Annotated in this window: 16 protein-coding genes; 4 read left to right on the top strand and 12 right to left on the bottom strand. The window is 41.5% G+C overall.

All coding sequences use genetic code 11. From position 1 onward, the window contains the following. Positions 1–11: 11 nt before the first annotated feature. The 4 genes from ABWV45_RS04575 to ABWV45_RS04590 form a co-directional block, all read right to left on the bottom strand. Positions 12–764 carry a TrkA-related ion transporter gene (locus ABWV45_RS04575; RefSeq protein WP_353349139.1) on the bottom strand — a complete coding sequence of 251 codons (753 nt, stop codon included), beginning with the start codon at positions 762–764 and terminating at the stop codon, positions 12–14. Between the two features lie 133 nt (positions 765–897). After that, positions 898–2,094, bottom strand: coding sequence for a flagellar assembly protein T N-terminal domain-containing protein (locus ABWV45_RS04580; RefSeq protein ID WP_353349141.1), 1,197 nt, complete (start codon positions 2,092–2,094; stop codon positions 898–900). 37 nt (positions 2,095–2,131) lie between these two features. After that, complete coding sequence (locus ABWV45_RS04585; protein WP_353349143.1) at positions 2,132–2,761, bottom strand: LPP20 family lipoprotein; 630 nt, start codon at positions 2,759–2,761, stop codon at positions 2,132–2,134. Positions 2,762–2,844: 83 nt separating this feature from the next. Further along, a complete protein-coding gene (locus ABWV45_RS04590; protein WP_353349145.1) occupies positions 2,845–3,768 on the bottom strand; it encodes a DMT family transporter in 924 nt (307 codons plus the stop codon). 464 nt (positions 3,769–4,232) lie between these two features. Here ABWV45_RS04590 and traF point away from each other — a divergent pair, with 464 nt between their 5' ends. After that, positions 4,233–5,855, top strand: coding sequence for a conjugal transfer protein TraF (gene traF, locus ABWV45_RS04595; protein ID WP_353349147.1), 1,623 nt, complete (start codon positions 4,233–4,235; stop codon positions 5,853–5,855). A gap of 267 nt (positions 5,856–6,122) precedes the next feature. Here the strand turns inward: traF and ABWV45_RS04600 are convergent, their stop codons facing one another. Then, positions 6,123–6,998, bottom strand: coding sequence for a hypothetical protein (locus tag ABWV45_RS04600; RefSeq protein WP_353349149.1), 876 nt, complete (start codon positions 6,996–6,998; stop codon positions 6,123–6,125). 490 nt (positions 6,999–7,488) lie between these two features. Between ABWV45_RS04600 and ABWV45_RS04605 the strand changes: the two genes are divergently transcribed. Then, positions 7,489–8,424: a LysR family transcriptional regulator gene (locus tag ABWV45_RS04605; RefSeq protein ID WP_353349151.1), complete on the top strand. Its 936-nt coding sequence runs from the start codon at positions 7,489–7,491 to the stop codon at positions 8,422–8,424. An 11-nt stretch (positions 8,425–8,435) separates the two neighbouring features. Here ABWV45_RS04605 and ABWV45_RS04610 read toward each other — a convergent pair whose 3' ends face one another. Further along, positions 8,436–9,611 (bottom strand): response regulator, encoded by a 1,176-nt coding sequence (locus ABWV45_RS04610; RefSeq protein WP_353349153.1) that lies wholly within the window; start codon positions 9,609–9,611, stop codon positions 8,436–8,438. A 257-nt stretch (positions 9,612–9,868) separates the two neighbouring features. Between ABWV45_RS04610 and ABWV45_RS04615 the strand changes: the two genes are divergently transcribed. Next, positions 9,869–11,053: a thiolase family protein gene (locus ABWV45_RS04615; protein WP_353349155.1), complete on the top strand. Its 1,185-nt coding sequence runs from the start codon at positions 9,869–9,871 to the stop codon at positions 11,051–11,053. A gap of 148 nt (positions 11,054–11,201) precedes the next feature. On the opposite strand, the gene ABWV45_RS04620 is transcribed toward ABWV45_RS04615, so the two are convergent. The 4 genes from ABWV45_RS04620 to ABWV45_RS04635 all read right to left on the bottom strand — a co-directional run bounded on the left by ABWV45_RS04620 (position 11,202) and on the right by ABWV45_RS04635 (position 15,756). Then, the gene (locus ABWV45_RS04620) at positions 11,202–12,950 is read right to left on the bottom strand and encodes an N-acyl-D-amino-acid deacylase family protein (RefSeq protein WP_353349157.1); all 1,749 of its coding nucleotides are present in this window, start codon (positions 12,948–12,950) and stop codon (positions 11,202–11,204) included. Between the two features lie 14 nt (positions 12,951–12,964). Continuing rightward, the gene (locus ABWV45_RS04625) at positions 12,965–13,705 is read right to left on the bottom strand and encodes a sulfite exporter TauE/SafE family protein (protein ID WP_353349159.1); all 741 of its coding nucleotides are present in this window, start codon (positions 13,703–13,705) and stop codon (positions 12,965–12,967) included. After that, positions 13,705–14,631, bottom strand: a complete 927-nt coding sequence (locus ABWV45_RS04630; protein WP_353349161.1) for a bile acid:sodium symporter family protein — start codon at positions 14,629–14,631, stop codon at positions 13,705–13,707. The genes ABWV45_RS04625 and ABWV45_RS04630 overlap by 1 nt, the downstream gene beginning before the upstream one ends. A gap of 216 nt (positions 14,632–14,847) precedes the next feature. After that, complete coding sequence (locus tag ABWV45_RS04635; protein ID WP_353349163.1) at positions 14,848–15,756, bottom strand: response regulator; 909 nt, start codon at positions 15,754–15,756, stop codon at positions 14,848–14,850. Between the two features lie 140 nt (positions 15,757–15,896). Here ABWV45_RS04635 and ABWV45_RS04640 point away from each other — a divergent pair, with 140 nt between their 5' ends. Next, a complete protein-coding gene (locus ABWV45_RS04640) occupies positions 15,897–16,763 on the top strand; it encodes a coiled-coil domain-containing protein (RefSeq protein ID WP_353349165.1) in 867 nt (288 codons plus the stop codon). Positions 16,764–16,815: 52 nt separating this feature from the next. Here ABWV45_RS04640 and secF read toward each other — a convergent pair whose 3' ends face one another. Next, the gene (gene secF / locus ABWV45_RS04645; RefSeq protein ID WP_353349167.1) at positions 16,816–17,736 is read right to left on the bottom strand and encodes a protein translocase subunit SecF; all 921 of its coding nucleotides are present in this window, start codon (positions 17,734–17,736) and stop codon (positions 16,816–16,818) included. 2 nt (positions 17,737–17,738) lie between these two features. Then, positions 17,739–19,604 carry a protein translocase subunit SecD gene (secD, locus tag ABWV45_RS04650; protein ID WP_353349169.1) on the bottom strand — a complete coding sequence of 622 codons (1,866 nt, stop codon included), beginning with the start codon at positions 19,602–19,604 and terminating at the stop codon, positions 17,739–17,741. Positions 19,605–19,670 lie beyond the last annotated feature (66 nt).

The following is a 19,670-nucleotide window of genomic DNA, read 5'->3' on the forward strand; positions in this document are numbered from 1 at the left end:
TTTTTTAACGTTCAGGCCGATTGTTGCTTATCATGAAAACCAGAAAACGCTTCTCGCACCTGTTGCTCACTAGGTATATTATCTGAATGCACAAGCATCAAGATACTTTGCCCATATACATTATCATGGGTCGAAGGATGGACATTCACCTTTCCCTCTTTACTGACAAACGCCAGTGGCGTACCGAGATCGTCAGCAATCATGGCCATCATCACATCTTGCCATGTATCCCCTTCAAGCCATAATGGATAACGCATAATTATGTCATCCGCTCTGGTGAACATATCTTCAATCAAAATTTCGGCACCAGGGCTTTCCATGGTACGCACAATAACCTCTGGATAAGAGCGTATTGGTCGCATTACAGTTTTAACACCAATGCCTTTAAGACGTTCTCTGTTTTCATCATTCACACACTCAACAATCACCCGATAAGCCAACCCATGCTCTTTCATGCGATAACAAATATCGAAGCTTAGGCTATCGCTATCAAAGCTATGTTCGTCATCGGATAACACTATGATATGTGACGCATGCTCCATGTTAGTCAGTTGGAAGTCTGCCTCATTATTACCATGACCTGCCACATATTTTACCCCAAGATGCTCAAGGACCATGGGTAGTCCATCTAAGTAGAAATCGTTCAATAGGACAATGGGGGTTTTGAGGGTTAACGGATTAGCGCGGACTTGTTTTATAAAACGCTCAAAGTAGATGTCTGGGTCATACTTGGGCGCATTGATAATCACAATATGATTGTTCATGTAGCCTCCACAGAATCAAATCACTCGTGTGGCCTTATACCTATGACCAGCGGGTGAAGAAAATACCTTTAGAAGTATAGGAGGCTCTTGCTGGTCTCGCCACGGTAATTAAATAATTACTGTCTTTTGCGCTTCACCAAGCCACAACCACGTCTTCTCTTTGAATCGCAAAACGTGAAGCGGTTTTATCCAAGCGAGCAATTGCAAATCTGGGCTGTACTTGCGTAATAGTCGCTTTCACCTTGGTATCATGCAATTGAGTCAAACCTTGCTGATCTAAATTATAAAACGTACTGGTTCGAAACACGGTTAGCTCATCTCCTGGACGCATACCAACACTTCCTCCTGTGTCTAAACGGATGAAGTCCCCTTTTGCATCAATGATTTTCGCCATATATGGCTGACAACCAAGATTTGAATTTAAGTCATCCACTACGGTGCTGATCACATCTTTTACGTGTTCACCGTAATTACTTTTCCAAAAGATAGGCGTGGCAAAACCGGTTTTTGCATAGTCATCGTATTCCCATTCTCCTGCAGTGGCGTAGGTATTTTGAAACATCAACGCACCACTGATGCCATCATGTACATACACATCCAAAACAAAATTACGCATGCGTTTCTCGCGAGATAATCCAATCAGATTTAGCGGCTTATCCCATATTTGTGGTACACCGGCATCTGGGTTAATCATGTCTAAATCACGAATAACACCGCTTACTACAAATTGCGCACCTAACTCTTTTGCTAACTCCACTGAGTTACTTAATCGCTGTAAATTATTTTGTGAAGACGGTGCCCTATCCACGCTATTGAACATAAGTACGTTTCCGCTATCCATAGCATGTAATCGATGATGTCCATTCAGTGTATTAGCCAACACGCTCGGTAAGTGCTGCTCTATATTTTGCAGCCCACCTAACACAGCCTGCTTAGGGGACTGTAATGCAAAACCGGCTACAGCAACGGCCTTACGATAACCATTGCCTTCATTCATGGCGCATTGACCTTCTTGAATGAATTCAGCCCTGAGTTTAATTTCTAGAATGCCGTGACTAATTTTTTCCTGAAGGATACGAACATGGCGAAACTGGCCATTAGTTTTCAAACTGGTTTGATCAGACGTAACAAGACCATCCACCAACATTTGCGACGAATGAATGGAACCACCCATTTGCAATGATGCCTGACGTAAAGCATCGCGAACGGCGTTGTCACGGCTGACTTCTAAATCCTCAACCAAAACCGCCGAACCTGTTGCGGTGATTTCTTGTCCATGGGCAACGCTATTAATTAGCACAACCATGATGACCCACATCCAATTTTTCATATCACCTCCCCCCTAGTGATCAACCGACCATATCGAGTTAGTCAACAAAGTAATGATTGGTTTCCGGAATCGCGGATTGGCTTTGTACACGGTTAATATCTTGATAACGGCTAGTGCGCATTGCGCCTTTACCAGAGTGCATAACTTGAGTACGACAATCCGCATTAAAGCGCATGGAGTTTTCAGTGGTTAAGCAATTGCGAAAACCGGCGTCGATGACCATTTCTAATACGGTTTCCACACTGCCGTCTTCCAGTACATCGGACGAAATCACACGGGCACCATGAATAAAGGTATCCACATAAGTACGGAAGCTATCATTTTGTACAACCAAGTCTCGTACTGTAGAACTACCACTTACCTTGGTGCCATAAACCCGCTCAGCCATGGCGCGGTATGCGTCTAAGCGACTGGCGCGAATGGACATCAAGCGTTTTTGCACCTTACTTTGTCCTTTTGCTTTAGGATTAATTGCGCCATAACCCACCACTCTTAGAATCAAAGGCGCAACCGGATCCACCATGGTTTCTTGCGGTTTAAGCATGGTGTCCTGTTCAATGGTGGCGACATCCTCTTCTTCCTCATCATCACCAAACCCCAACATACTGCACCCAGTGATTGATGACAGAAAGAATCCCATCATCAGCAACCATGCTAATTTCATCATGCTATTACTCCTTCAATTTAAGGCTTATCTCGCCCATGTCTTGAAGGATTTATCGGCCAATACCCTGTGAAATTTAGGGCTGTTTACGCTTTTTTCACATCTAGCGTTATTAACAAGCGCTTAAAGAACAGAACAAGTGCCTTATGGTGATACACCATCAACGCCACCACAATCAACAACGCTCCAAACCAAGTTCCTGATTGCAGTATTTCATCCGCCACGTAAGCGCCCAATAACAAAGCAAGTACTGGTGTGATCACGGTGATCAGTGCAACACTGGCAGCACTTAATTTATTCAATAAATAATAAAAACCGATAAAACCTGCCACCGAACCAAACGTGGATAAGTAAGCAATGGCAATGAGTGATTTTGAGCTAATCACATCAGGCAAAGGCCCACTAAACATCCACCACATCAGTCCATAAACCGGAGCAGACAATAACAAAGCACCTGTGGTTTGCTCTAATGGGTGAGTTGAATCTTCTGGATTAAATATTTGTACACGCTGTAAAATAACTGAACTGACACTATGAAAGTTCACACCTAATAACAGCACCAATAAAGCCAAACCCAAATGCCCTCCTAGGGAAATCCCTTGGGCAAAAATGGTATATAAACCAAATACCGCCAACGCCATGCTCGCTAGCTGCAGCATGTTTAATCGAGTACTGGGTACTAGGAATAAACTGTATAGACTGACAACCAAAGGCGACAACCCCCATACAACCGCAATCAAGCCGCTAGGTAAGGACTGAGCAGACCAATACACACATAACATAGCGCCACTCACCGCCAGCGCCCCAATGAAATAGCGATACAGCGCAGCAGCGGTAAACCGAAACGGAACCGCAAACAGGCGCAACATGACAAAACACAAAACAAGGCTTAACCACATACGCATGGCTGAACCTTGAATATAATCAAGTGAGTCCACACTCATGCGAATAAACAACGGCGTTGTAGACCAAATTAACACCACAGATAAATAAACACTGGCGACTTTCATTGTCGTTCCTAACATCAAAAAATGGCTATCAAAAACCAAACGTTAAAAGAGTCACTCTTTTAAAAGACAAAATTCGCGGGATTAAAAACAAGAAAACCGCGAACTTGTCGCGGTTTTTGAAAAGAATTACAAATACTTATTTAAACTTTCAAAAACACACGACCGTATGCGCGTCGTAGCCAAAGGCAGACACGCATCGCTTTCGCGGGAATTCGAAATATAAAGTTCAGTTTTTGCATGGGCAAAACTATAGTGCTGTAACGCCCACCAAGCAAGCTTTGAATGTGATTTTGTATAATTCTACTTAATCAATTTCAAGTTTATGTTTTCCATACTCTAGTATTACTCTAAACTATAACGTGATCGTACCTCTATGCCATTACGCTCTTATTAGAGGCTGGGGAATCTAGCTGTATCCGCTATTCTTAAAAGACGTAACTACTTACTATTAAAGGGACCAATCCATGATGAGACTTAATAAAAAAATACTTCTGGGTGCAGCCATTGCAGTGGCGTCTGCACAACAAGCCGTTGCGGTTCCGTTTGCACCATCGGATGCCCGTGCAATGGGGATGGGTGGCGTAGGTGTAGCTTCTTCAGAAATCGCCAGTGCTCCACGTTACAACCCTGCACTACTGGCTAATACACGTGAAGATGATCACTTTGGCTTAAAATTTCCACAATTTTCTGTCATCGTTGCTGATGACGATGGTTTTATCGACTCGGTTGAAGCATTTGATGAAGAAGACGAATTTGGCAATAGCAATATTGATAACTTAAGCGCTGCACTGGATGCTGCAAATAACGGCGGTATCAGCGCCATAGAAAATGCAGCTAACGCATTAAACTCTGACGATAATGCCAGTGATTTATCCGATGCAGCCGATGCACTTACAGCAACAATTGATGCATTACGCGGATCCGTTATCAGTACAGAAGGTGCTGCCACCCCAGACTCTGACCTATACACTTACTCTAATTTAATCGCTAATGATGTTGAGAACCTAAATAGTAAGGCCCTTCGCTTAAATGCTGGCGGTAATATTGCCCTAGCAATACCAAGTAAAAAATTCTCCCTAGCGCTAAGCACAGGTGCGCAAGTGGTCTTTTCAGGGCGCGTTATCAACCTAGAAAGCGATACCGACCTCATGCGTAACTACGCCACTGCAACTGATCGTTACTTAACCACAGTGGCCGATCTTGAAGGAGCATTAAGCGCAGCAATAGATGCAAAAGAAGCCTTGGAAGCAGACCTTGCAAATACGCAGCTACAAAATGAAGCAAGCGCTGCTGCCGATGAGCTTGATGCCGCACAGGCTGCACTTGACGACTTCTCTTACGGTGGTACAGCAGGCGAAGGCGACACTGTTATTTTCCAAGACGGTGCCTTGGTTGAAACCAATACAGACCTGTCAGCTGAAATCGAAATGGTAGGTGTCGCCATCGCGGATATCGGTCTAACTGCTGCGCGTACATTTAATATTAAAGGTCATGACATTTCATTTGGTGTCACACCTAAGCTGCAAATGGTGACTATCTTTGATTACAAACAACAACTAGATAGCGAAGACGAATTTGACGGCGACACCATTACTGAAAACACTGAAGAGTATTCTGCTTTTAACCTTGATCTAGGTGCGGCTTACCAATTCGGTATAGAAAAGCAATGGCAAGCAGGTATTACCATTCAAAACCTACTAGGTGGTGAATATGAAAGCTATCAATACGTAAACAGTAACGGTGCTGAAGGCTCAATGGTAACAATCAGCCCTATGATGCGCGCTGGTATCAGCCACCAAACCAGTTGGAGTAAAGTCGCCTTTGACCTGGACCTTACCGAAAACGACCCTGTAGCATTTGAAGACCCTACTCAATATGCCGCGATCGGTGCTGAATTTAACCTGTTCCGCACGCTACAACTACGTGCAGGTTATCGTTCAAACCTAGCCGGAACGGATCAAGACATCGTAACTGCAGGTATTGGTTTGTCTCCGTTTGCGATTCACCTAGATTTAGGGGTAATGGCTAACGCCAGCGATCCAGAAAAAGAAGCTGGCATTGCACTAGAGTTTGGTGTTGAATTCTAAGGCGCTGATTAAAGTAAATATTTTAAGGCGCTTCGGGCACTACTGCCCATAGCGTACCAACATAAAGCGAATCTCTTCTGAGGTTCGCTTTTTTGTGCCTATAAGGCTTCGATTGTAGTAACCGTTAAGGGTTTACGTTCAATTAAATTGTATTAGCAAGGTAGACTAAGTATCTGACCTTAGACTCACACAGGAAGCCAAAGACTCAAACTCATGACAGGAAATCGGTTTGAGCTGTTGATAAGAAGAGATATTAATAAATGAATGCTAACGGCTCACCCAAGCTTGCATGCGTTTATCCATACTTAAACGCAATAGGCGTAAACCTTCGTTCATCACATTATAATGTGCATCAATGATAGAGGTACTAAGCGTAAATATCTCATCCGCACTAGTAACAATGTCGCGACCACTTAGTAAATCATGCATAACAATGCCAGTTAAACGTTCCAGTTTTGGCTCACACAATAACGCATCAATTAATGATGAGGTAATCTCTAACGCTTCTTGACTCAAATGCTGTGCCTGTTGCTTCACTTTTGTTTGTTGCTTAGCTAACTGACCCATTAAAAAGCGTACTCGCATTTCACACGCTTCATCCATCACACCGACAACTGCGGTGGATGTACCTAAGGCTCGAATTTGACCCAGTAATTCAATAAACGATGGAATATCATTTAGTACATAATGGCTTAACGCTTGGTGCTGGCTGCCTGTCTCTATTAAGCATTCTGCTTTGTTACCTAATATCGTAATGTAATCAAGCATCTGTTTAACTAAGTGGCTATGCAATTCAAAGTTTTCAATGATTTCATCTTGGCGCCATTGTAAATGCACGGTTTGCCATGCATTACGGGTGTCTTGCCACTGACGGCTCTCTATTATTTCAGGGCAACCCTCTTGCTGACGCTCAATCTCTTTAAAACGCGAATTGATTTCTCTAGCTAATACGCGGGTTTTACTTTCAAAAAATGGATTACCTGCCAACGCAGCATTGGTCGCAGCCCTGTGTTGTTGCACAACACGAACCTGCTCAAAAAGAGACTTTACTAAATCTAACGCCTTAATGCGCAACTGCTGATTCTGATGCAGGGCAGCTAGTTCACTCATGTCAAATTCGGCGCTGTACATTGGTTGCTTCACTTTTGTGCCAGATATTAATTAACGATATCCATTTAAAGCAAACAGCGTACCAATATTAAAATCCTTTAATTTCAATAAGTTACAGCTATCAGCCCGTATCTCCAGGCTTAAACTGCACACTATTTGTGCACCAAAGCATCAAAAAACAGCACAGAATTAATGCGTCATTTGTCCAACCATTGCCACGCACCATATTAGGGAGCCTCTGCTCAGTAGCGACTTCTAGCAAACAGTAACTTTAATCACCTTTAAAACATGACCTCCTGCCTTAGATAAAGCGGATATGTTATGTTTTTATTTTTAGAATATGGTGAGATTAACTCACGCCTATAGAGACGCATATCGATAATACAGAGTCTTTCAGACTACTTGCTCAAAAGTCGAGCAGGGGACAATCAATGTCTATATATGCACCTTTTAAAAAAACTAGCCTTACTTGAATTACTGTTCCATAATAGGAACAGTAATAGCATTTAAAAGGGTATTCGACATGGAACAATTTGATCTAAACGAAATTGCCATTTTCGTAAAAGTCGTAGATGCCGGTAGCTTCACAGGTGCCGCTAAGTCTTTAGGCTTACCCAAATCCACGGTTAGCCGGAAAATCACCCAATTAGAAGAACGCCTTGGGGTACGCTTGTTGCAGCGCACAACGCGCACACTAAGCCTTACCGACACAGGCAGCGCCTATTACAATCAATGCTCTCGTATCATCGGTGACGTAGAAGAAGCAAACATCGCCGTTACCGAAATGCAGTCTAAGCCTCAAGGTCTATTACGTATTACCGCGCCCATGCTATTTGGCGCAGAAGTGCTCAGTGATTTAGTTGCAGAGTTTTTGCAAGGAAACCCTGAGATTCAATTAGAGATTGTTCTCACAGACCAACCCCTTGATTTAATTCAAGAAGGTATTGATGTGGCGTTTCGTGTAGGCCAGCTTGCAGACTCTTCATTGATCGCAAGATCATTAGGTAACATCAAAGTAATCACATGCGCCAGCCCGGAGTACCTTAAGAAGCACGGCTCTCCTAATCATCCCAATGATTTAAGCCAACACACAACCGTTAATTGGAACCCAGTGAATTCATGGGAATACGATACGCCTGAAAAGATCAGCATCGACCTTAAGCCAAAAGTAAAAGTAAACGATGTGCTGAGCATGCGTAAAATGGCGTTAAATGGATTAGGTATTGCTCGCTTACCAGCATTTTTATGTGCCGATGACATCAAAGCGGGCCGATTAAAACCTGTGCTGTGTAATTGGTCTTACAAAAGCACACCGATACATGCTTTATATCCTAGCAACCGCCACCTAAGTGTAAAAGTGCGCTCGTTTGTAGACTTTATTGTTGAGGAGTTTAGGAAGGCGCAGCCGTGGGATGTAGACTTTCCAGAAATGACAAACTGCAGTGGCGAAAAAAGCTAACACTATAGGTGTTAGCTTTGCTCAATAATCGACAGTAATTTTTTACGCTGCTCAGCGGAGAACTTGACCTTATCATTTGATAAAAACACCCCCAGTTCTTTAATGACATTTTGGAAGCTTTCATCCAATTTTAAGCCTTTGGAAAAAATATCGTTAGTGCTACGAAGGCCGTGCTCCATGATTTTTTCTAATGCTTTTTCTTGCTCTTCATGTAAACCTAAATTCATAATAATTTCATTCACGCCATCAGACACATCCTCCACTACATCCGCTATATCCTTCATGACCACTTGATAACCCGCATCAATCTCTTCCATCATGCCTTGCATTTTAATAGATAAACTTTTAACCATGTGCTGCTGATCTTGAACTTGCTGAATATTCTCAAGGGCTTTAAGACGTGCATCAGCCCCTTGTAATAATGAAAATAAGTTATCCTTTAACGCACCATATTTCTTTTCGTCCTCAATAGGCATATCTTTTACTAAAACTGAAACTTGTTCATAATTCATGACACAGCGACGGCCAAAGTCCACGTAACGGCCATCATGTTGCAATTCCCATATGAGCTTAGATTCTAGTTCCCTCTCAATGCCCGATGCTTCCATATTTTTAACACCCATCTCACTGCGCAACTGTACACTGGCTTTTAAGCCATAGGCATTCACCGCTTGCAGTAAACGCATACCTAATTCATCAATGTTGGCGCATTGGTGCACTTCTAATAAAAACTGAATATTGATACCTAAATCTGAGGTATCCGACATAGCAATAAAGGCAAGCTCAGTGGCTTGCTTCACTTGAGCTTGTAATTGATCGTTAGCGACTTTGTTGTATATCAGCTTTTCACAACGCAGAGTAATTTCTTCAATCGGAGAGTCTGCGTCAATTATGTCATCGCAGCCTTTTTCAAAAGCTTGAAGGCTGGTTTGGTGAAGGGCTTTCCCTTGTAAAACAAATATGGGAATTTGTATATGACCACACAAATCACGAATACTTTCAATTAAACTCAATGCACTTTCTTGAGCATGGTCAAAATCTAAAATAAAAAGTTTTGAATCAAGACTTATTCCAGCTAGAAAGTCTTCAGGGGTTTCATAGTGTATTAGGTTATATCGCTTACCTAAGTGATCAATTAACAAGCCTGTACGGTCACTTAATATTGATATGATGTCTTTATCGTCCATGATTAACTAAACCTGTGAGTATATTTAAGGTTTAGTTCAAATGCTCAACTTTGCAAAGTGCCGCGAGAAATTAGACTACGCCTATTTCTCGAACCCTAAATGCGGTAGTTCATCTGTGCCAACCCCGTTACCATAACCTGCTCAAGCCAACTATTTCTACTAATGAAAAAATGATTAAAAAGTTCTTATTTATTGGCAATGAAGTGTATTACAGTAACCAATAGCTACTTTTATTATAAATGATAAACGAGGTTAAAATGCCTGAAGATTCTGTGGTTATTGTCAGTGGAGTAAGAACCCCTATGGGTGGATTTCAAGGCAGCTTAAAAGGCTTACCGGCTACGGAACTTGGCGCAATTGTTATTAAAGAAGCTGTAGAACGTGCAGGCTTAAAGCCACAAGATATTCAAGAAGTTATTATGGGAAATGTGCTGCCGGCCGGCTTAAAGCAAGGCCCTGCCCGTCAAGCCATGCGCAAGGCCGGTTTACCTGATTCAACAGGCGCCACAACCATTAATAAACTATGTGGCTCAGGCATGAAAGCAACTATGTTCGCCCACGACTTAATTAAAGCTGGTAGCAATACTATTATGGTTGCCGGTGGTATGGAAAGCATGTCTAACGCTCCTTACTTATTATTAAATGCCCGCAAAGGCTATCGCATGGGTGAAGGGGATACAGCAAAAGATCACATGTTTTTTGATGGCTTAGAAGACGCTGAAACCGGTCGTTTAATGGGATCATTTGCTCAAGATGTGGCCGATCAAAAAGGCTATTCACGTGATGACATGGATAACTATGCTATTCAATCCCTTATACGCGCCAAGCAGGCTATAGAGTCAGGACTGCTAACCGCTGAAATTATCCCTGTTACGGTAAAAAGCCATACAGGAGAGCTCACCGTCAAAGATGATGAACAACCGTTTAATGCCAGCATTGAAAAAATTCCAACACTGCGTCCTGCATTTAAAAAAGGCGGCACAATAACCGCGGCTAACGCCTCCTCTATTTCCGATGGTGCTTCCGCTCTTGTTGTCATGAGCCAAAACGAAGCTAACAAGCGCGGACTTAAACCTATGGCTCGCATTGTCTGTCACGCTACACAATCTCAACACCCTAGTGAATTTACCATTGCCCCAGTTGGAGCAATTAAAAATGTATTAGAAAAATCAGGCTGGCATAAAGACGATGTCGATCTATTTGAAATCAATGAAGCCTTTGCATTGGTGGCAATGATACCGATCAAAGAACTTGGTTTGGACCCGAGAAAAGTAAATGTTTTTGGCGGCGCTTGCGCGCAAGGTCACCCTGTTGGTTCAACCGGATCTCGACTCATTGTTACGTTGATGAACGCCCTAAAAGTTAAAGGTAAATCTAAAGGCATTGCTTCACTCTGTATTGGAGGGGGTGAGGCCACAGCTATCGCCATTGAGCTTATTTAACTATTTAAACAAACATGGTTTACAATTAACTCAGTGTAAACCATGAAATGGTAAATAACGATAACTTGAAAAATCTTCAACAATATAAAGCGTAAATTTCAAAATAGTTACTAGCTAAATTTTTTATTAGCTATGAGGTATGGCGCTCTTACTCTACAAATTGACAAGGTAAAAATGACCCGTAACCCGTCATCTTACCTAAATCGGTAGGGAATATATCTGCTTTCTCATAAGCTACTCTACCGTTTATGATGGTAGCCATAACAGCAGTATCATTTCGCTTCACCAAACGGTCTACACCAAACCTTTCCATTGGCGCTTCACTGATGGCATCTAAATCGTCATTTAAGCCATCTGGATTAACAATCACCAAGTCCGCGCGATCACCTTTTCGAATATAACCGGCATCTAATCCAAACCAATCGGCTAAATCTGCTGTGAGTTTATTAACGCCTTGCGCCACGGTCATAAATGGCTTGCCTGCAAGCTGTGCATCACGAATGTATTTTAAAAACCGCAATGAGAAATTATACATAGCTAAGGAGCGAATATGCGCACCAGAATCTCCAAATCCAACGTGTGTATAAGGGCTGGCTAAAAGTTTATGCATGATTTCTGGGCGATGATTCCCATAATTCGTTTTCCAACGCAGCTCATTTTTATATTTAGTCGCCAGATCAAAAAAAGTATCCACAGGATCTGTACCTAGTGACTTACCTACTTGTTCAAAGTTTTTACCAATTAAGCTCTTATCTGGGCAGCCTGTAATCCAGCTGTCACTAAAATCACGGTGCCACAAGCCCACTGTAAAAATCTCACTTACATGTTTTTTAAACTTTTCACGAAACTCTGTATCATTAATTTTTTTATATAACGACTCTTCATCGTTCATTAAATCTCTAAGCTCTGCCCCTGTTTCAAATTCCTCGAAGGCATTTACTTCCAAGCCTTCTAAATGGATTGTGAAAGGTGCCGTAAGTGTTTGCCAGCGAAAATTACCCCGTAATACTTTATTGGCAATAAACCCACTAATACGAGTAACCCTGTGTAGCCATGGATTCGATTTTAAATCCAAGGCAGTAAGCATAGTGACTTTCATTGGACGGCGAAACAAACCATGGGCCTGCCATAAAAAGCCAAACACGTTCACTTTTTTCACCGCGTCTGGCGCCCCTTGTAAAATGGCGTTACGGCGACGTAAAATTTTAAATAAACGTTTAAATTCCCACCAAGAGGAAAATGTAGAGGGTAATGGCTTAGACCAAGCACGATCACCATCTAATTTATCCAACTTGGTTGTCATCATAGACATACCTAAACATCCTGCATCTAATGCTTCTTCAAGCATATGCTCCATACGTTTCATTTCGGACTCTGTGGGTTTTACATCACTGGTTGCTCGCTCAATTCCCATGGCTGCTACACGCATATCAGAGTGTCCAATAAACGAACATACATTTGGCCCTAATGGGTGATTATCGTAGAAATCACGATAACCTTTGGCATCCTTCCATGTTTTCTTTTTTTCTAAAATTGGCAGTACGGCTTCACGAGGCACCGCCTCTACACGGGTAAATAAATCAGAGCAATCTTCAGGTTCACTATTCACCATAGAAATAGAACATGAGCCAATCGCCACAGTGGTCACACCGTGACGGACTGATTCTTTAAGGGATGGACTTGCAATAATTTCCGCATCGTAGTGACTATGCATTTCTAAAAAACCAGGCATAATCCACTTGCCTTCGGCGTTAATGACTTTTTCTGCTTGTCGATCATCTAAGGACGTCGGGCTTACTTGAAAGATCTTTCCATCCTTTATAGCCACATCCGCGGCGATACTTTCTTGTTTTGATCCATCAAAGTAAATGCCATTTTTTATTAAGATATCGTACATAATTAACTCCGGCTCTAACTGAGATATCGACTAATTAATAAAATAAAACCTGTGATAAACAAAAGGCTATATACCGTTTTGCGAAATGTGTTTTCATTTACTTTATTATGTAGCAAGTTTCCAAAATAAATCGCCATAACAACTAAGGGAAGATACCAAAGCACTTGAATCAATAAAGGCTGTAACTGACCTTCAATAAAAAACACCACGGTTAAAAAACCGTTTAAGCTAAACCAAACAAACGCCATGGTCGCTCGAAAACGCGCTTTATCAATATTTGTTCCAGCAACCGCATAGACTAATAAAGGCCCACCACTAGCAAATAAACCATGGGTAATGCCTGCACATACTGTCAACAATCTGGTTAACCAAATTGGTCGCGGCTTATCTTGATGCTGATGAGTCATTCGCCATAATTCTCGAGTTGAAAACCAAATGATCAACACTCCAAATAGCTGCTTTAGTAAAGCATCATCAATACCGTCTTTTGAAATAAAACCCACTATTGTGCCTAACAACATACCCGGCAATATCACGTTCAATAGTAGTTTATTATCTAAACTTTGACGATTTTTAAACGCAATCACACTGGTCATACAGATATTTAATGCCGCTGAAATAGGCATTATTTGTTCTAATGGTAAAAACAATACACCGATTGCTAACGAAATCACCAGACTGCCAAATCCCGTAACGGCCTCTATGGTGAACGATAAAAATATCACCACACCAAATAACACCCAAAGCCATTCCACTACGAACCTGCCTTCACTGATAAGTCAGCTTCTGCATTCATTTTACTTTTATACGACCAGTAAAATGAAAGTGCAGAGCCACTGACTAAATGCCAAACACCCCAAAACGCAGCTATTAGCAGCATTCCTGAAGCCTGCGGAAAGAACGTAAAGATAATAACTAAAGCCAGCGCACTATTCTGAATGCCAACTTCCAATGATATAGCCCGACAATCTGCTTCTGGTAGCTTAGATAATTTTGCGCCCCAATAGCCAAGTGTTAACGCTGATCCGTTATGTGCCACGACCAACCAAAAGAACAAATCGAAGTACTGAACAAACTGATCAGTATTTTTAATAAAAGCTACACCAGCTAAAGCCATCATTAATAACATGGCAAATATTTTTAATGGTTTTTCAATAACGCGGGATAAATTAAGAAATTTTGGACCCACAACCATTCCCAATGCTAATGGCACACCAAGGACAAATAACACCAATAATAATAAACTAAGAGAGTCCATGGAGATTTCTGTTAATAATGGACGAGTGTACGGATTCAAATACCCAAATAAAGCAAAATTAAACGGTGTCATCACACTGGCGGCCACACTCGAAACCCCTGTCATACTCACAGATACCGCCACATTACCTTTCGCCAACCATGTCATAACATTTGAAAACGTACCTCCAGGGCACGACGCGACTAACATCATACCCAAAGCCAGCATAGGCTCAATTTCAAGCAAGTAAGTCACTAAACAAGTAACCGAGGGTAATAATGCAAATTGTAAAAACAAACCAATTAACGGCGCTTTTGGTTCTCGCATGATTCGCTTAAAATCATCGCTGCGCAATTCAAGTGAAACACCAAACATCATAATCGCAATCATAATATTTAATGCGATCAAGCTTTCAGGATTAAAATCAATGGTTACCGCTTCCATTCTCACTTCCCTTAATTTTTATTATTAATTTACGCACTTAAATTACAGGCAGGTTTTTAATCATATTTACACGCGGCCGGATCTAAATCAATTACCATGCAAGCTACTGCTTACTTGAGGTAATATTGAACATACTCAGTATGAAATTTTCAATTTCCCATGGAGTGTCATATATGTAAAAAAAGGGTCTATAGAATAAAACGATGCTGTATTGGGTTATTTATCGGCAACCGCCATAAAAATAAGCTGACCTTCGCCTAATTGTTCAGAATATACAACAACATCTAGACGCTTATCTTTGGATGTGGCCCCTAGCTTATCTAACTGATCGAAAGGTTTTGGAATGACATGCATGCTTTTCACTTCTAACTCTCCTTCGGCATCTGTAAATAGCACGCTGATGCTTCCCATCATTTTTTCAATACGCGCCAGCTGGCTTTTGGTGAGTGATTTATTTTTAATAACTGTTGCCGCTGCTTGCTGAGGGTTATCACTAAAAGCACTGCTAAGAATAGCTGCGCAGCGAATATCTAGCACACACATGGCTTTTGTTGTGGGGTCATTTTCAGAGCAAAATAAAACAATAACATAAGGCAAATACGCATAATTAATGCCCAGTGAAAATGATCGATCGACTCTTATATCTAGAGTATGTAGGCCATTAGCCAATTTGTTTAAAGCAACAATACTGGGCAATTGCAATGGTAATCCGGACTTAACGGACATAGGTAGCTGAGATATTAAGCGTTCACTTTCTTCTGAGCCTTGTATAAAAGGTATTAATTTTTGCTGTAGTTCATGGGCCTCAAAAGGTTTATGTAATACAAATAATGCACCTGCTTCTTTTGCTTCTACAATCAACCTTTGATTTGTTTCAGTGGTTACCAAGCCAATTTTTACGTCTATTTCTCGCTCTTGCACCACTTTCAGTAATTCAATTCCTGTCATATTTGGCATATGCCAATCAGAAATGACAATATCAGGCTGCCATTGCTCGATGATTTCTAGAGCCTGAAAGCCATCTACAGCGGTCTGATAGTCATTTTCTTCATAGCCTGCTTTTGCAAGGCTACGCTTGATAATGGACTGCATGGCAAGACTATCATCTACGATTAGAAATTTCATTAACGGCAACATGTCCGAAATTAGACTTAAATATAAGTATAGATGGCCGAATACATTTTGTTGCCCATCTTTAAATTTCAGTAATTATTGGCGTGATTTTACCTGTATTTAGCGCAAGTCATTGATTTTAGGGACAAATAATGACAACAGAGCACCTCATCATATTAGAACTTTCCTTTGTATTGGTGGGGGTAATCATATTTAGTGTGGCTATTTGGCGTCACCATTCTAATCATATTCAAGAATTAGAAGAAGTGAATCAAGCCCTATGTGAACAAATCAATAATATGCAGGGAGCCATTGATGAGAAAGTACACTCCCAAGAAAGTATCACCTCTGAGTTCGAAGAGTTAGGCGATGCTGTGGATATTCAAGTAAATAATACCTTGGACTGTGCCAACAACAATATCAGTGATATGTCTCGATTAGTCATGGAGCACATGAAGCTACTTAATGATACGGACTATTTTTTATCTCAAGACAAGCCCGATATAGACAGTGCACGTAAAGAAATTAAGAAGCTAAAAACCCTACTTGAGACTACTGAAAAAGATATCTTAACCAATAAGACTAAATTGAAAGAATCAGAAGAAAACATCAATAAAATGAAAGCCAAAATGCGTGATCTTTCAAAAGAAATACAAACATTGAATAGCTTAGAGGTCAGCGAAAGCCGTTTAAAACGCGATAAAGATCGACTCATGACTCGCATATCTAAATTACAAGATAAACATGACCGCCAAAAAGTAACCGAGCGAGACTTAAAAAATGAGCTTAAAACCAGCTTCCGCGCCAGTGAAGTTCAAGCTATTCGAGAAGAACTAAAACAAACTGAAGAACAACTTAAACGAACTCTAGTGGAAAAATCATTCATCGAGCAACATTTCTTGGAGCTGGCAAGCCAAGAAGACCCAGAAAAAATCAACAACGAATTAAAAAGAGTACAGCGAGAAATAAAACAATTAGAAAAAGGTTTTATCGATTTAGAAAAAGAGAAAGGGAATTAAAAAAGGCCCACCGAAGTGAGCCTTATATTTCAAATAAACAAATCAAGAATGACTATGGAATTTCATCCAATTCATCGTTTTCTTCTTCAGGTGGTAATAAGTCTTCACGACTAATTTGCATGTACAGCAAAATATTTGCCGACACATAAATTGAAGAGTAAGTACCAATAATCACGCCTGCTGTTAATGCCAATGCAAAATTGTGTATCAATTCTCCACCCACCCAAAGCAGCGCCAACAATACTAACAAGGTCGTTAAAGACGTTACTAAAGTACGGCCCAAAGTTTGAGTTAGAGAGCGATTAATTACATCGATTGGAAGCATTTGACGAATAATGCGAAAGTTTTCACGAATCCTGTCCGCCACAACAATAGTATCGTTTAGGGAGTAACCTATAACAGCTAATAATGCAGCTAATACTGTTAAATCAAATTCAATTTGGAATAGACTGAATATACCCAGAATTATGATTACGTCATGCATCAAAGCCACAACCGCACCCACAGAGAATTTGAATTGGAAACGAGCCGCCACATAAATCATCACAACTGCCAACGCTAATAAAAGGGCAAGGCCACCTTCATCACGCAGCTCTTCACCTACTTGAGAGCCTACAAACTCAGCTCGACGAAGTACGACTTCTTCTGCCGAGGCAGCTTGTAAAGTAGCAAGCACCTCGTTACCAAGGTCTGCTCGGTACGCTTCTTTCATTCGTACCAATACATCTTCTTCACTACCGAAGTGTTGCACTGTGATGTCTTCGTAACCGGCATCCACTAAGGTGCTGCGCACCGCAGTAACATCTGCACTGGTTTCATAAGCCACTTCAATGAGTGTGCCACCAGTAAAATCTAAACCAAGTTTTAAACCTTGAACCGCAAGGGAGCCAATGGATAAAACAATTAACAATATAGAAAAGGCGGCTGCAAGTTTACGCACACCCATGAAGTTCATATCTTTTACATCACTCATGGTTAAACGCCCCCTATAGATAATTTTTCAACACGACGACCACCATAACTTAAGTTGATCATGGCGCGAGTTAATACAATGGCTGTAAACATAGAGGTAATAATACCGATACTTAATGTCACGGCAAAACCTTTCACAGGCCCTGTGCCCACAGCAAATAGAATCACGGCCACAATTAATGTGGTGATGTTGGCATCTAAAATGGTTAAGAAGGCTTTATCGTAACCACTATGGATAGCTTGTTGTGGATTCATGCCTGATTTTAGTTCTTCTCGTACTCGTGCAAATATAAGCACGTTAGCATCCACCGCCATACCCACTGTTAATACAATACCTGCAATACCCGGTAAGGTTAGGGTCGCACCGATAACCGACATAACCGCCAGCAACAAGGTTAAGTTAAACGTTAAGGCAATGTTGGCCACCACACCAAATACGCGGTAATACACCAACATGAAAACCAGCACCATGGCCAAGCCAATTTGCACACTGGTCACGCCTAGTTCTATGTTTTCTTTACCCAAGCTTGGGCCTACGGTACGCTCTTCAACAAAGTACATAGGCGCAGCCAATGCACCTGCACGTAGAAGCAGAGCTAATTCAGACGCTTCTGCTGGCTCTAACCCAGTAATACGGAAGCTGCTACCTAATGCTGATTGAATGGTCGCAAGAGAGATGATTTTCTTTTCAACGTATTTGTCTTCTTGAGCCACTTCTTCGCCGTCGATATTTACATAACGAGTACGTACTTTGTGCTCAACAAACAATACCGCCATGCGGCGTTTAATGGCTTTTTTAGTAACATCGCCCATGATCGCACCACCAGTGCTATCTAGGTTAATGTTAACTTGTGGTTGTCCGTTTTCATCAAATGCTGGTTGCGCGTTAGAAACGTTATCACCCGTGACGATAACGGTTTTTTCTATACGAGACGAACCACCACGATTAGGGTCTTTAAAACCGAACTCTTCTGTACTAAAACGACTGGCACTTGGTTTTGCTTCTAAGCGGAACTCAAGGTTAGCGGCTTTACCTAGGATTTTTTTCGCCGCTGCGGTGTCTTGCACACCTGGCAATTCAATCACGATACGGTTACGGCCTTGACGCTGCACTAAGGGCTCAGCCACACCTAATTCATTAACACGGTTACGAATGGTGGTTAAGTTTTGTTTTAAGGCGTAGTCTTCAAGCTCTTTGATTTTTGCGTTGGTAAGGGTTAGCTGAACCCAAAAACCGTCTTCTTTATCTTCTGTTTCTGTGACAAATTCTGGGTATTCACGACGAATGTAATTTTCCGCTTCATCACGTACTGCTTCTTTGGCAAACATGATGTTGATACCGTGCTCTTCCGCTTTTACGACTCGCTTATAACGCAGTTTTTCTTCACGGAAGTTACGCTTTAGGGTATCACGGTAGCCATCAAGACGTTGTCCGATAAATTCTTCCATGTCCACTTCCATTAAGAAGTGCACACCGCCACTTAAATCTAAACCCAATGTCATTGGGCCTGCGCCTAAATCCATCAACCACTGCGGGGTAGTTGGGGCTAAATTCAAAGCAACAATAAAACCGTCGCCTAATTCTCTTTGAATTAAACCTTTTGCTTGTAGCTGTAAGTCTTGACTACCTATGCGAATAAGGGCTGTTTTACCTTCTTGCAGCTCTTCACCAAAAAATTCAACGCCACCCTCTTCTAATGCACCTAAGGCCTTATTGAGAGTATATTCATCCACTGAGTCACCGCTTTTAGCGGGTGTAATTTGCACAGCTGCATCAGGTGGATAGAGATTAGGTAAGGAGTATATGACGCCAAGGGCGCACACTATGATTATCAGCAGATATTTCCACAAGGGGTACTTATTGAGCATAAGTCAGTTCCTGGCTGATCCCTTCTTGAAGCAAGCAGGATCAATGACATTTATTGTTTTAAGTTT

The organism is Oceaniserpentilla sp. 4NH20-0058 (assembly GCF_040371755.1).
Classification (GTDB): domain Bacteria; phylum Pseudomonadota; class Gammaproteobacteria; order Pseudomonadales; family Oceanobacteraceae; genus Bermanella.